This is a genomic window from Hyalangium sp. (genome assembly GCF_045802625.1).
Taxonomy (GTDB): domain Bacteria; phylum Myxococcota; class Myxococcia; order Myxococcales; family Myxococcaceae; genus Hyalangium.
Genome location: NZ_JBJMQP010000185.1, coordinates 42339 through 56182, shown reverse-complemented (window position 1 = coordinate 56182; position 13844 = coordinate 42339). Strand labels below are relative to the sequence as shown.

Below are 13844 nucleotides of genomic sequence, written 5' to 3'. Positions count from 1 at the left end.
CTACGGGTTGCAGGCGGGCGTCTTCACCGACAACCTGTCCCGGGCCATGCAGGCGTGGGATGAGCTGGAGGTGGGCGGTGTCGTCGTGGGTGACGTACCGAGCTTCCGCGTCGACACGATGCCCTACGGCGGCGTGAAGAGCTCCGGGCTGGGACGCGAGGGCGTGAAGTACGCCATCGAGGACATGACCGAGCTGCGCCTGCTCGTGATGCGCCAGGGTTGAGGCAGGAGCGTAGACGCTCACGCTTGGGGCTGCTCCGCGGCTCAGTCGTCCCCGAGCGTGGGCGCGTCCACTGCCTGCAACCAGGCGCGCAGCGCCGCGGGCGATGACGGCAGATCGTCCGGCCAGATCCGCAGGGTGTCATCCGCGCCGAGGGAGAAGACCTGACGGCCATCCGGAGAGAAGCGCACATCCACCACGGGGGCCGTGTGTCCTTGCAGGACACGGCTCTGGTGGCTCTCCATGTCCCAGAGCCGCACGGTCTGGTCATCACTGGCGGACGCAAGCCACTTGCCGTCCGCCGAGAGGGCAATGCGGTTCACGTTGCCATTGTGGCCCTCCAGGTGTGCCAGCGGTTGTCCTGACTGCACATCCCACAGGCGCACGAAGCTCTCACGCTCCCCGCGGGTTACCACCGTCCGCCCATCCGGTGTGACGAGCACCTGCCGGACTCCCTTTCCCCCCGTGTGGATGCGCAGGCGCTGGGTCCCCTCCAGGTCCAAGAGGTGCAGGGTGTTGTCGAATCCTCCGATGAAGAGGCCGTGTCCATCCGGCGAGAAGACGAGCTCCCGGATGATGTAACTCCCGGGGTTGACGAGGACGCGCGCTCCCGTGCTCAGGTCCCAGAGCTGCGCGGAGGTCGCCAGCTCCGCCACCGCGGCGAGGTGGCTCCCATCGGGCGAGAACACCAGCGACACTCGGCCTGGAGGCTGTGGAGCTTCGCCCTGCAGCAGCCGCGGTTGGCCCGTGGCCAGCTCCCACAGGCGCACCTCGCCCCGGAGCGACGCGGAGGCAAGCTGCCGCCCATCGGGAGAGAAGACCAGGGACGTCACGGCGGTGGAGTGGGCGTTGAGGACGCGGATCAGGCGCCCGTCCGCATCCCACAGGCGAACAGTGCCCTCCTCTCCTCCAGAGGCGAGGACGGCGCCATCCGGCGAGAGCGCCACCACCGTGCTCGCCTGATGGCCTCCCAGGACGAGGGCCGCGCCCGTCGAGAGATCCCACAAGCGCGCGGTCCCATCCCGGCTCCCCGTCGCGAGCCTCCGTCCATCCGAGGACAGCTGCACGCCACTGGGATCAAAGCTGTTCGGGACCTGGAGGACGCTGACCTGGGGCTGGAGCTCATACACGCGGACGATGGCGTCCGATCCGCTCACGGCCAGTCTCCGGCCATCCGGAGAGAACGAGAGGTTGTAGATGGTGCCTTCGGAGCCGTGAAGGACCTGGACCTTGCCGGTAGACAGCTCCCACAGCCGCACCGCTCGGTCATAGCCGCCGGAGGCCAGGAATCTTCCATCCGGCGAGAACGCCAGGGCCTCCACCTGCCCCTCGTGCCCCACCAGCTCATGGAGCTGGCCGGTCGTCACGTCCCACCACCGCACCGTGGGCTCGAGACCTCCGGCCGCCACGCTCCGACCATCCGGGGAGAACGCCAGGGTGGTGATGCGGCCCAGGTGCTCGCCGAGCACGCGCCCCTTCTCGGTTCTCGGGTCCCACACGCGCACCGTCTCATTGTCTCCCCCCGTGGCGAGCACGTCCCCGCCAGGCGAGAACACGGCGCATGACCTACCCCGGTGCCCCATCAGCACGCGCTGCTCGCCACTCTCGAGATCCCACAGCCGCACCCCGGGCTTGTTGAACGCCGGGGTGGCCACCCACCGCATGTCCGGAGTCATGGCCATCCGGGCGAGCAGGCGGTCCTCGGACTGGAAGACGCGCAGGGGCTTGCCTGTCTCACGATCCCAGAGCCGGAGCGTGCCGTCGTGCCCCTCGGAGAGCAGGCGCTTGCCGTCCGGGAGGAAGGCCACGGCCACCACGGCCCCCTCATGGCCCACGAGGACCCGGCTCTGGCCTGTCGCCAGCTCCCAGAGCCGCACCGTGCCGTCCTTCCCGGCGGAAGCCACCCACTGGCCATCCGCCGAGACCTCCAGGTTCCAGACTTCATCCGTGTGCCCGGACAGCACGCGGCTCTGGTCATGCCGCGCCAGATCCCAGATGCGCAAGGTCTGGTCGTCGCTGCTGGTGATGATGTGCTCGCCGTCCGGCATGAAGCGCTGGGCAGTCAAGACTCTCTGGTGGCCCTTCAGCAGCGTCGCCAGGCCTCGGGCCTTGGCATCCGCCGCGATGAGCCGCACCTCCTGCCACCGGGTGAAGCCTGGCGAGAGCTTGCGCAGCAGGGCCACGGCGTTCGGATCCTGCTCCAGCGCAGTGCGCGCCTGCATGAGGGAGAGGTTGTCGGCGCGCTTGAGGGCCTCGGCCTCATTGCGCTCGGCGCGATCTCGCGCAGCCAGGATCTGCCAGGTGCTCACCGCGCCCAAGCCCGCCAGCACCAGCAGCGCCACGGCCGCCACGGACAGCACGGCCCGGTAGCGGCGGACGAAGCGGCGCAGGAGCTCCCAGCGGGTGTACGCGTGCGCGCCGACGATCTGCCCCGTCTGGAAGCGCCGCAGATCCTCCGCCAGCTCCCGCGCGGTGCGGTAGCGCTCCCGGGGATCGCGCGCCATCGCCTTGGCCACGAGGGTGAGCAGATCCTGGGGAACCCCCTGCTGGCGGCTGGCGAGCGGCGGAGGAGGCCCCTCCAGCACGGTCTGGAGCACTCGCTCCGGCAGGGCTCCCTCGTAGGGCACGCAGCCCGACAGCATGCGGTAGAGCAGGGCGCCCAGGGCGTAGACGTCGGCGCGCTCATCCACCGGCTCGCCCCGGGCCTGCTCGGGCGGCATGTACGCCGGCGTCCCCATCACCGTGCCCGCCACCGTGAGGCCCTCGTCCAGCTCGTTCGGGGCAGCGCGGGGGGCCTGCGCCGCGACAACCCCCTCCGCCTCTCGGGAGAGCTCCTTGGCCAGCCCCCAGTCGATCACCACGGTCTCTCCGAACTCACCGACGAGCACGTTGGTGGGCTTCAGATCCCGGTGGATGATGCCCTGGCTGTGGGCGTAGGCCACGGCCTCGGCCACCGCGAGCGCATAGGGAAGGAGCGCCATCCGCTGCGGGAGCGTCAGCGCCTCGCGGATCGCCATGTCGAGCGAGCGGCCCGGCACGAACCTCATGCTGTAGAAGCACTCGCCCGTCGGCCAGCGGCCCACATCGTAGATGGACACGATGGCCGGATGCTGAAGCCGCGCCGTGAGGAGCGCCTCCGCGCGGAACCGCTTCTCCGCCTCGCCGCCGGGCGCCTGGAGCTGCTTGAGCGCCACCCTCCGGCCCAGGCGGGAATCGTACGCGTGGAAGATGCGGCCCATGCCGCCGCGGGCGAACTCCCCGTGGAGGGTGTACCTGCCGGGCTCCACCACCGGCAGCTCCGCCTTCGCCAGGAGCGCCGCCAGGCCCATGTCTCCGAACTTGGGGGTGGGAGTTCCTCCCGGCCCTTGGCCACCGGCGAGGGTGAGCGTCTCGTCCAGGGCCGCGGCGGCTGGCTCGCCCTGCCCGTCACCCGGCTTCCGCAAATCGTCTTGACCCATGACTGCCAGCGAAGCCCTGCGAAGCGGGGAATCCTCCTCCAAATTGTTTCTGATCCGGTGACCGAAGTCCACGCGCCCCCAGGCGGGTCTCCGAGACGCGCACGGAGGCACCTTGCGCCTCGAACCCGCTCCCGATAGCGGTACGCTGGTGAGCGTGGATCTCCCCCTCTCCCCACCCGAGACATGAAGCCCGGCCCTCGCATCCTCCTGGTCGATGATGATCCCGGAGTCCTCAAGGGCCTGCGCGGGTTGCTCTCGGACGAGGGCTTCCAGCCCCTGGAGGCCCGCTCCGCCGCCGAGGCCGCGCGCCTGCTGGAGGCTCCCGAGGGTCCGCCGGATCTCGTGCTGCTGGATCTTCGGATGCCCGGGGAGACGGGGCTGGAGCTGCTCGCTCGCCTGCCGCGGCCCCTGCCCGCTCCCGTGGTGGTGCTCTCCGGTGAGGCCTCGCCCGCCGAGGCCGTGCAGGCCCTGAAGCTGGGGGCCACCGACTTCGTGGAGAAGCCGCCCTCCCCCGAGCGCCTGCTCACCGCCCTGCGCAACGCGCTCGCGCTGGGCTTGCTGCGCGAGGAGCGCCAGCGGCTCCTGGAGGAGCTGGCCCGCCCCGGACACCTCGTGGGGGACAGCCCCGCGATGGAGCACCTGCGCCACCTCATCACCCGCGTGGGCCCGAGCGACGCCGCCGTCCTCATCACCGGCGAGACGGGCACCGGCAAGGAGCGCGTGGCCCGCGCCCTCCACCTGGCCTCGGGGCGCAAGGGGCGCTTCGTGGCCATCAACTGTGCGGCCATCCCCGCCACCCTGCTGGAGAGCGAGCTGTTCGGCCACGAGAAGGGCGCCTTCTCCGGAGCCACCGCGCGCCGCTCCGGCCGCTTCGAGCAGGCCCACGGAGGCACGCTCTTCCTCGACGAGCTGGGCGACATGCCGCTGGAGCTGCAGGCCAAGCTGCTGCGCGCCCTGGAGACCAAGGAGGTGGAGCGCCTGGGCGGCACCGGCCCCATCGCCGTGGATGTCCGCATCCTGGCCGCCACACATCAGGACCTGGCTCGCGCGGTGAAGGAGGGGCGCTTCCGGCAGGATCTCTTCTTCCGGCTCAACGTCATGCCGCTCGCGGTGCCGCCCCTGCGCGAGCGCCCCGAGGATCTCCTCCCGCTCGCCCGAGCCTTCACCGCCGAGATCGCCGGGCCTCACGTGGCGCTGGAGCTCGCCCCCGGCGCCGAGGTGGCGCTGCGCGCGTACCGCTGGCCCGGCAACGTCCGCGAGCTCCGCAACTACATCGAGCGCCTGAACCTCCTGCGCGGCGATGGCCCGCTGACGCTGACGGCTGACTCGCTCGAAGGCCCCGCGCCGCTGGCCGCTCGCGCCGCCCGCCCCACCCTGGGAGAGAAGGCCTACCGCGAGCACGTGGAGGACTTCGAGCGAGAGCTGATCCGCGCGGCGCTGGAGGAGGGGGGCAGCATCGCCGGCGCGGCGCGCCTGCTGCGGGTGGACCGGGGCAACCTCTACCGCCGCATCAAGGCGCTCGGCCTCCCCGTATCATGAGGGTGATGTCGCGCTCACATCACGCCGTGACATCGAGATGTGGAAATGACATCCCTTTGGCGGCTCGCTCCTCGTCCTTTCGAGCACTTACGGCACGGCCTCGGCTGGAACGGCGCGTGCTCTTCCATCCAGGCATGAACCGCTTCGTTCTCCTTCTCTGCTGTGTCCTCCCGCTCCTGGCGGGTGCTCAGGGCGAGCCCCCGGATGCAGGTCTTCCCGTGGCGGTCCCTCCCTCCAGCTCCCCCGGCCCCATGGGCGAGCCCGAGGCCGGCACTCCCCCCGGCGCTGGCACCACGCCTCCGGTGCAGGCGGACATGTGCCTGGATTCGGACGAGGACTCGGAGGCCCCGCCCTCTACCCTCGGCTCGCTCCAGCTCCGCATCGACGGGCAGGCCCAGAGGATCTCGGGGATCGAGTGGAAGGGCCTCCAGCATCTCACCGTGGAGCAGGTGCGCTCGCTGTCGGGGCTGCCCACGGCGGGTCCGCTCACCGTGGAGCAGGCCACCCGGGCCCTGCGCCGCCTCACGCGGACGAGCCTCTTTGCCAGCATCACCCCCACGCTGCGGCTCGTGGACGGCGCGGCGCCTACGCTGGAGGTCACGCTCGAGGAGCAGCCCTTCGTCGCCTCCGTCTCCTTCCAGGGGGCCCAGGACTTCACGCCCCGCGAGCTGCGCGAGGACCTGTTCCCTCCCCTCAAGCCCGGCGATGGGGAGGAGGCCGACGACGACGACGACGAGGTGGTGGCCACGGTGCACATCCACCAGCGGAGCGTGAAGGTCAGCGTCACGCCGGTTCCTCCGCCCTGCCCGCCTGTCCGGACTCCGCGGGAGTGGCTCGCCCGGATCGATGCGCGAGGCGAGCTCCTGCCCGGCATCGTCTCGGGGGGCCTCCAGGCGGCGCTGGAGCATGAGCTCTCGAAGCTGCGCGGGAGCGGCTACCTCCTGGCCAGCCTCACCGCCACGTTGCACCCGGACGGACGGCTCGAGGTGGTGGTGGACGAGGGCCACATCGAGGGCGTGGACGTGGAGGGCGTGGACGCGGACGTGGTGCCGCGCGTCCGGGAGGCGCTGGGGATCCAGCCCGGGGACCTCTTCCTGCGCAGCGACATGTCCCGCGCCATCCATCGCCTGGAGGAGAGGCTGCCCTACCTGGAGATCCGAGGCGTGGAGCGGCACGGGGAGGAAGTCCGGCTCGTCGAGGAGGAAACCGAGGACGGCACGCGCGGTTACCGCACCGTCCGCGAGGAGCCCAAGGAGCCCCGGCGCCCGCGTCGGCGCGAGCACGCCGAGTACGATTGGACGGAGGTCTTCGACGGCTGGTGGAGCGAGGAAGAGGGCCACGGCAAGGCCACGGGGATCATCACCCGAGGCCACCGGGTGGTGGCCCGCGTCCGGACGCGCCGGCCGGACTTCGATCTGGATCTGCTGCCCGTGCACACGCAGGTGACGGGCCTGGCGCCCGGGCTCGAAGGGACGCTCCGGCTGTGGGATCCGAAAGACCGGGCGCACCTGACGCTGCAGACCGCGTTCTTCATCCCCTTCCACCTGGGAGGCCAGCACATCCCGGACGATCCGGAGCAGACGCACCGCCAGCGCCGGCTCAACTGGTTGCTGGGCGCCAAGGCGCGGATCCCCTCCCTGGGGCTGGCCGAGCTGGGCGCGCAGCTCCATGACTTCACCGACACGTTCGATCGGTGGCGGATCGGCGCGATCGACTCGTACATCTACTCGGCGCTGATCAACCGCCCGGACGCGGACTACTTCCGCCGCAAGGGAGTCTCCGCCTTCGCGACGTGGCACCTCGGGAGCCACTGGCTGCTGGGCGGCGAGTACCGCCGCGACACCTACGCCAGCATGGTGAGCCTCGCGCCCCCGCTGTCCCTGTTCCGGCGGGACTCTCCGCCCTTCCCCAACACCCCCGTCACCGAGGGCCGCTTCGGCTCCGTCATCGGCCGGCTCGAGTACGCCAGCGATGGGAGGCGCCGCGAGGAGCTGGGCTCGCTCTTCCGCACCCCGGAGCTGTCGCTGCTCTCCTCCGCGGGCGAATGGACGGACCGCCTCGCGCTGCGGAGCGTGCTCACCGTGGAGGTGGGCAGCCCCTCGCTCGGAGGCGACGAGGAGACGCGCTTCTGGAAGCTGGTGAGCGACAACGTCCTCTACGTGCCCACGGGGGATGAGCAGTCCCTGCGCCTGCGCCTGCGGGGCGCGGGCGGAGAGGACTTGCCCCTACAGAAACTCGAGGGCCTGGGCGGCTGGAGCGCGCTGCGGGGCTACGGCTTCAAGGAGTTCCGCGGGGACGCCTCGGTGCTCGCCAGCGCCGAGTACCGGTGGGATGCCCTGGGAGCCTTCGTGGACGTGGGCTCGGTGCGGCAGGCGGAGGGCTGGACGGACGCGCGGCTGGGGGCGGGTGCCAGCCTGCACTTCGGAGACGAGGTGGAGCTCACCGCGGCCTGGCGCACGGATGATCGCGCCGTGTGGATCCCCGAGGCCCGGCTCCTCTTCACCCGGCCCTTCTGACACGCATGAGACGGCTCGGGACACAGGCACGAGGGCTCGGCGCGGCGCTGTTCGCCGCGGTGGGGCTGCTCGCGTCTGGAGCCAGGGCGGAGGAGCCTCGGGCGCAGTGCACCGCCACCCTCAGCGGGCGGCGCGTGGTGGTGCGCCCCGAGGCCCAGGCCCTCCTGACGGCGGAGCTGGAGCGGCTGTTGCGGCTGGGGCTGGCGGGGCGGCTGGAGGTGGAGCTGACGCTGCTGCGCCGCCGCAAGCTGTGGTTCGACGAGCAGGTGGACTCGGCGCGGCTCACGCAGGTGCTCTCCTTCTCCCAGGGCGCGTACCTGCTGGACGGGCGTCCCCTGTCCTCGGGAGCCGCCGCGCTGGAGCTGGAGCGCACCGCGTGGACGCTGGAGCAGCCGCCCGAGCCTGGCGAGTCCTTTGTCGTGCAGTTGAGCGTCCGGCTGCAGGTGGTGACGGCGTCGAGCCTGGGCAAGGTGGCCTCGTGGCTCACGCAGGGGCCGTCCGCCGAGGACGAGCGCTCCCCCGTCACCCGCAACCTGCTGCTCACCGTGGCCGAGGACCTCACCCGCCGGGCCTCGGGCCGGTGTGAGGTCAGTCCAGTCCAGTAGACCGCCGGGCTACCGGGACTGACCCAGGCGCGGCGGGCGCGTCAGAAGATGTAATCCGTCGTGAGGAAGGCCGACTCGCGGCGGGTGAGGATGTTGTGGAAGAGCGCCTTGTTCTCCGCCGTCGTCTTCGTGGCCACCAGCGTGCGGATGGAGAACACCCGCAGCGCGTCGGCCACCGAGAGCGTGCCCTCCGCCGAGTCCTTCCGCCCGCTGAAGGGGAACGAGTCCGGTCCGCGCTGGCACTGGGTGTTGATGTTGATGCGGCCCACCTGGTTGGCGCACGCGTCAATGAGCCGTGCCACCCGCTGCGAGTCCCTGCCGAAGATGCTCAGCTGCTGGCCGAAGGGCGAGTTCACTACGTAGCGCATGGCCTCCTCGTCCTCCTCGAAGGGCACGATGGGGATGATGGGACCGAACTGCTCCTCGTAGAACAGGCGCATCTTCTCGCTCACCGGTGAGACGACGGCCGGGAAGAAGAACGAGCCGTGGATCTCCCCGCCGTGCGGGTTGAGCACCTGGGCGCCGTGCTGAATCGCGTCGTCCACCAGCCCCTTGAGGTACGCGGGCTTGCCCGGCTCGGGCAGCGGCGTGAGCGCCACGCCGGGCTCCCAGGGCAGGCCCGGCTTGAGCTTGCTCACCGCCGCGATGAACTTCTCGAGGAAGGGCTCGAGGAGCTTCTTCTGCACCAGGAGCACCTTGAGCGCCGTGCACCGCTGGCCGTTGAAGGACAGCGTGCCGGTGACGCACTCGCTCACGGCGTTGTCCAGGTCCGCGTCCTCGAGGATGACACCCGGGTTCTTCGCATCCAGCCCGAGCACCGCCTTGAGCCGGTGCGGCTTGGGGTGCATCTTCTTCAGCTCGCTGGCGCCCACGTTGGTGCCGATGAAGGCGAACACGTCCACCTTGCCGCTCTCCATCAGCGCGCCCACTGTCTCTCGGCCGCGGCCGTAGATGATGTTGATGACGCCGGGCGGGAAGCTGTCACGGAAGGCCTCCAGCAGCGGGCGCATGAGGAGCACGCCGAACTTGGCCGGCTTGAAGATGACCGTGTTGCCCATGACGAGCGCCGGGAAGAGCGTGCTGAACGTCTCGTTGAGCGGGTAGTTGTAGGGGCCCATGCACAGGGCCACGCCGAACGGCACGCGCCGCACCTGCCCCATGATGCCCTGCTCCTGGAGGAACCGCGTCGAGTTGTGGTCCAGCTCCTTGAGCGCCAGCAGGGTGTCGTTGATGTAGTCCCGCGTGCGATCGAACTCCTTCTCGGCGTCCTTCTGCGTCTTGCCGATCTCCCACATGAGCAGGTTCACCACCGCCTGCCGCTGCTCCTGCATGCGGGCGATGAAGCGCTCCACGTGCTCGATGCGCTCGGCCACTCTCATGGTGGGCCACGCGCCGCGGCCCAAGTCATAGGCTCGCACCGCCGCGTCGAGCGCCGCCAGCGACTCCTGACGGGTGAGCAGCGGCGTGCTGCCGATGACCTTCTGCTCCAGCCCCTTGTCCGTCTTCACGCAGACGGGGCTGCGCACCGGGTTCAGCTCGCCCTGCCAGGTGAGGAGCTTGCCGTCGATCAGGTACTCGCGCTGCTCGGTGAACTCGGGGATGCGAGCGGCGGACGGGGGGTCTCCCGCGCCGGCAAAAAGGTTCTCGAGGAAGTTCGACATGGCGGATCCTGGAAGAGGGCGCGAAGGGCGCCGGAGGCCCGCCATTGTGCCACGCCTCGGGCGGCGTGACTCAGCCCTGGCTGGGAGCGGGGAACAGCTTCGCCTTCCGGATGCGGACCGGGAGCACCTGTCCCGCTCGGATGTCGAGCGGCGGGCCGACCACGCGCAGCAGCGTGTCACCGACCGGGAAGCGGTACTCCGCCGCGTGCCCCAGGAACAGCCGCGCCGAGAGCGGCAGCGGCGTGCCCTCTCCCCCCACCTCGACATCCTCCGGGCGGAACACCAGCGTGCCCGGCCCCGTGCTCCCGCGCAGCTCCTCGGGCAGCGCGAACGTAATGTCCCGGCCGGAGCAGCGGAACGTGCCCTCTCGCGCCTCACCGGCGAACACGTTGGCGCCGCCCACGAACGCCGCGACGAATGCAGTCGAGGGCTCGCGGTACAGGCGCTCGGGGGCGTCCACCTGCTCGATGACGCCGCGGTTCATCACCGCGATCCGGTCCGAGAGCGCCAGCGCCTCCGCCTGATCATGCGTGACGAAGACCATCGTCGTGCCCAACCGGGCCCGCAGGGTGGCGATCTCGGCGCGCAGCTCCTCTCGGAGCGCGGCGTCCAGGTTCGACAGGGGCTCGTCGAGCAGGAGCACGCGCGGATTCGCCACGAGCGCCCGCGCGAGCGCGACCCGCTGGAGCTGCCCGCCGGACAGCTCGTGAGGCATCCGCGAGGCGAAGCTCTCCAGCCGCACCCAGCGCAGGGCCTCTCGCACTCGCTCGGCAAGCTCCGTCTTCGGCAGGCGGCGCAGCGAGAGCGGATACGCCACATTGGCCTCCACCGAGCGGTGCGGCCAGACGGCATAGCTCTGGAACACCATGCCCAGCCCGCGCCGCTCGGGAGGGACCCGGACGCTGGGCCCCGCCACCGTCTCGCCGCCAATGCGGATGACGCCCGAGTCCGGGTGCTCCAGCCCCGCGAGCATCCGCAGCGTCGTCGTCTTCCCGCACCCGGACGGTCCGAGCAGCGAGACGAGCTCCCCCTCGCGCACCTCGAGCGAGAGGCCCCGGACCACGGGCGTGGCACCGAACGACTTGAACAGGCCTTCGAGCGAGAGGGCCGCCATCACCGCACCTCCACCGCTCGCCGCCGCGCGAGCACGAGGAGCCCCTGCCCCAGCAGCACCAGCGCCACGAACGCACAGGCGAGCACCGCCGCGGCGGCGGGATCCGCATAGCTCTGGAGCTCGAACAGGAGCGTGCCCAGCACTTGGGAGCCAGCCGGGACGAGGAGGACGGACATGGTGATCTCCGTGGCACAGGCGAGGAAGGCCAGCACGAACGCGGCGAAGAGCGCGGGCCGCAGCAACGGCAGGGGCGCATCGATGAACGCTCGCAGCGGGCCGGCCCCGCTGACCCGAGCCGCCTCCGCGAGCGAGGGATCCACCTGGGCGAGCGCCTCCGAGCTGTTACGGGTACCCAGCGCGAGGTACTTCCCGGCATACGCGACCAGGAGCAGCCAGGGCGTGTGCGAGAGCGCCAGGATGAAGGCCACCCGGTTGAAGAGGATGAACCGCAGATCGCGCGAGAACGCGATGAGGAGCGCGATGGCGAGCACCGTCCCGGGGACGGCATAGGGCCACACGGCGAGCGCCTCGAGGCCCGCTCCCAGGCGGCGGAAGTGGCGCTGGAGCACGGCGCTCGCGAGCCCGAAGGCGCAGACCAGCACCCCCGCGCCGGCCGCGAGCAGGAGGCTGCGCCCCAGGGCCTGCAGCGTCCTCGCCTCGAAGAGCACGCCCGACCAGTGCTGGAGCGTGAAGCTCTGCCACGTCAGCGTCGCGCCGAAGCTGCGCTGGACGGAGGTGAGCGCCACGGCGCCGAGCGGGAGCAGGACGAGGAGCGCGCACACAGCCCCCACCGCCACCGCCACGGGGAGCCGAGCCCGCCCCAGCGGAAAGAGCCGGGGAGAGACGCCCTTGCCGGCGCTCAGGCGGACTCGGCCGGAGCGGCCCAGCGCCCAGGTGGCCCACAGCGCCAGCGGCGTGAGCAGCAGGAGCCCCGTGGCGAGCACCACGCCCCGCCCCAGGCTCCCCTCCCCGCCCAGAAGCACGAGCTCGTAGATGCGCGTGGTGAGCACCCGCGTGGGCGGCGTCGCGGACACGCCGAGGATGTACGGAACGCCAAAGGCGGACGCCGCCATCAGGAACACCATCACCGCCCCGGAGAGCAGCGTCGGCAGGGTGAGCGGAACCGTCGCCGCGAGCAGCGCCCGAACCGGCGAAGCGCCGCACACCCGGGCGGCCTCCTCCAGCGCTGGATCCACCCGCCGGAGCGCGGCCGCCCCCGCGAGCAGCACGAGCGGCAGCCCCGACAAGCCCTCGACGAACGCGATCCCCACGGGCCCGTAGATGTTGAGCGTCCCCTCGCCCAGCACCCGGTTCAGGTAACCCGCGCGGGGACTGGCGAGCAGGATCCACCCCATGCCCCAGATGAACGGCGGGATGGCGGACGGGAGCGTGAAGAGCCCGGCGAAGGCGCCTCGGAGCGGAAGGTCCGTGCGAAACAGCAGGAGCGACAAGGGCGCGCCGAGCGCGAACGCGAACCCCGCCGCCCCCAACGAGATGACGAGCGTGTTCACGAACGCCCCCATCTCACCGGTCAGCGAGGAGAGCGTGACGCCTCCCAGCGACACACTGCGCACCACCAGCAGCGCCACCGGGCCGATGGCGAAGAACAGCAGGGGCCCCAGCCAGGCGCCGAGCCCGAACCACCGAGCATCAGGCACGCGGGCACTCATCGCGAGAACGCCTTGCTGAACGTTTCCTTGATGTTCCCACCGCGCGTGAGCCCCAGCTCGACGAGCTCGGGGGTCCACGGCTGGGAGCGGGTCATCAGCGTCTCCAGTCCGGGCTGGCCGCGAGGCCCTTCGAGCCGGGGATCCACCGCGTGCATGTCGCCCTGCACGATGATGCGCTGGCCCTCGGGGGACAGGAGCACATCCACCAGCGCCTGGGCCGCCACGGCGTTGTGCGTGGTGCTGAAGATGGCCACGGGGCCGGGGATGACGACGGCGCCGTCCTCGGGCCAGAGGATGTCGATGGGACTGCCGCGCGCCTTCGCGGCCAGGGCGTTCTCGAGCAGCAGCACGCCCACGTCCACCTCCCCGCTCTCCACCTTCTGGAGCACGGCGGCGTTTCCGCCCGCGACGATGGCGCCCTTGGCGCGCAGGTGCTCGAAGAAGGCCTCGCCATACTTCGCCTGGATGAACACGGCCCACGTGAACGCCGTGCCCGAGGTGAGCGGGTCTCCCACCGCGGCACGGCCCTTCCATCCCTCGCCGCCCAGGTCAGCAAAAGAGGCGGGAGGCGGCGGCGCGCCCGTGCGGTGGACGAGGACCATGGTGGACAGGCGCATCGCGGCGTAGCGCGCATCGAGGTCCAGCAGCGAGCGGGGCACCCGGAGCACGTTCGGAGAGGCATAGCGCAGGAAGGCGCCCTCGCGAGCGAGCCGCTCGTACAGGAAGGGATCGGACGTGGCGAGGATGTCCGCTCGGACGGCGCCCGCGGCCCGCTCGGCTTCGAGGCGGCTGGCGACCTTCTCGCTTCCGGCCTGGTACCAGTGGACCTGAACGTTCGGGAGCTTCTCTTTCAGCAGCGGATCGAGCGCATCAATCACGTGCTGGTACATGGAGCTGTAGACCCACACATCTCCAGAGGGCGTCCCTTCCCGAGCCGCCGAGGCGGGTGCATCCGAAGGCGCGGCCGATTCGATCCGGCACGACGCCAGGAGAACGAGCACGGACACAAGGCCGGCCCGAGGAAGGAGCGAGAGGCGTGACATTCACCGCGATTATGCGGC

9 protein-coding genes are annotated in these 13844 nt (G+C 71.0%); 4 read left to right on the top strand and 5 right to left on the bottom strand.

The genetic code is table 11. The annotated features are described in order from the left end of the window. On the top strand, positions 1-223 hold a 223-nt coding region (locus tag ACJ8AT_RS31280; RefSeq protein WP_407741597.1), incomplete at its 5' end, for an aldehyde dehydrogenase family protein. Positions 224-264: 41 nt separating this feature from the next. Here ACJ8AT_RS31280 and ACJ8AT_RS31275 read toward each other — a convergent pair. Next, positions 265-3678 carry a protein kinase domain-containing protein gene (locus ACJ8AT_RS31275; protein WP_407741596.1) on the bottom strand — a complete coding sequence of 1138 codons (3414 nt, stop codon included), beginning with the start codon at positions 3676-3678 and terminating at the stop codon, positions 265-267. 183 nt (positions 3679-3861) lie between these two features. On the opposite strand from ACJ8AT_RS31275, the gene ACJ8AT_RS31270 reads away from it, so the two are divergent. From ACJ8AT_RS31270 to ACJ8AT_RS31260, 3 genes are all read left to right on the top strand, one after another. Next, entirely contained in the window at positions 3862-5217 is a 1356-nt protein-coding gene (locus ACJ8AT_RS31270) for a sigma-54-dependent transcriptional regulator (RefSeq protein ID WP_407741595.1), read from the top strand. A gap of 134 nt (positions 5218-5351) precedes the next feature. Further along, the gene (locus tag ACJ8AT_RS31265; RefSeq protein ID WP_407741594.1) at positions 5352-7733 is read left to right on the top strand and encodes a hypothetical protein; all 2382 of its coding nucleotides are present in this window, start codon (positions 5352-5354) and stop codon (positions 7731-7733) included. A gap of 5 nt (positions 7734-7738) precedes the next feature. After that, complete coding sequence (locus tag ACJ8AT_RS31260) at positions 7739-8338, top strand: DUF4390 domain-containing protein (RefSeq protein WP_407741593.1); 600 nt, start codon at positions 7739-7741, stop codon at positions 8336-8338. A 41-nt stretch (positions 8339-8379) separates the two neighbouring features. Here ACJ8AT_RS31260 and ACJ8AT_RS31255 read toward each other — a convergent pair whose 3' ends face one another. The 4 genes from ACJ8AT_RS31255 to ACJ8AT_RS31240 form a co-directional block, all read right to left on the bottom strand. Further along, positions 8380-9999: an NADP-dependent glyceraldehyde-3-phosphate dehydrogenase gene (locus ACJ8AT_RS31255; RefSeq protein WP_407741592.1), complete on the bottom strand. Its 1620-nt coding sequence runs from the start codon at positions 9997-9999 to the stop codon at positions 8380-8382. 70 nt (positions 10000-10069) lie between these two features. Next, positions 10070-11113: an ABC transporter ATP-binding protein gene (locus ACJ8AT_RS31250; protein ID WP_407741591.1), complete on the bottom strand. Its 1044-nt coding sequence runs from the start codon at positions 11111-11113 to the stop codon at positions 10070-10072. Further along, a complete protein-coding gene (locus ACJ8AT_RS31245) occupies positions 11113-12783 on the bottom strand; it encodes an ABC transporter permease (RefSeq protein ID WP_407741590.1) in 1671 nt (556 codons plus the stop codon). Before ACJ8AT_RS31245 ends, ACJ8AT_RS31250 begins: the two co-directional genes overlap by 1 nt. Beyond that, complete coding sequence (locus ACJ8AT_RS31240; RefSeq protein WP_407741589.1) at positions 12780-13826, bottom strand: ABC transporter substrate-binding protein; 1047 nt, start codon at positions 13824-13826, stop codon at positions 12780-12782. The genes ACJ8AT_RS31245 and ACJ8AT_RS31240 overlap by 4 nt, the downstream gene beginning before the upstream one ends. Positions 13827-13844 lie beyond the last annotated feature (18 nt).

What these genes read in the sequence shown, in the direction of transcription:
- ACJ8AT_RS31250 (WP_407741591.1), bottom strand. Translation starts at nt 11,113, where the DNA reads ATGGCGGCCCTCTCGCTCGAAGGCCTGTTCAAGTCGTTCGGTGCCACG.
- ACJ8AT_RS31275 (WP_407741596.1), bottom strand. Translation starts at nt 3,678, where the DNA reads ATGGGTCAAGACGATTTGCGGAAGCCGGGTGACGGGCAGGGCGAGCCA.
- ACJ8AT_RS31260 (WP_407741593.1), top strand. Translation starts at nt 7,739, where the DNA reads ATGAGACGGCTCGGGACACAGGCACGAGGGCTCGGCGCGGCGCTGTTC.
- ACJ8AT_RS31270 (WP_407741595.1), top strand. Translation starts at nt 3,862, where the DNA reads ATGAAGCCCGGCCCTCGCATCCTCCTGGTCGATGATGATCCCGGAGTC.
- ACJ8AT_RS31240 (WP_407741589.1), bottom strand. Translation starts at nt 13,826, where the DNA reads ATGTCACGCCTCTCGCTCCTTCCTCGGGCCGGCCTTGTGTCCGTGCTC.
- ACJ8AT_RS31255 (WP_407741592.1), bottom strand. Translation starts at nt 9,999, where the DNA reads ATGTCGAACTTCCTCGAGAACCTTTTTGCCGGCGCGGGAGACCCCCCG.
- ACJ8AT_RS31265 (WP_407741594.1), top strand. Translation starts at nt 5,352, where the DNA reads ATGAACCGCTTCGTTCTCCTTCTCTGCTGTGTCCTCCCGCTCCTGGCG.
- ACJ8AT_RS31245 (WP_407741590.1), bottom strand. Translation starts at nt 12,783, where the DNA reads ATGAGTGCCCGCGTGCCTGATGCTCGGTGGTTCGGGCTCGGCGCCTGG.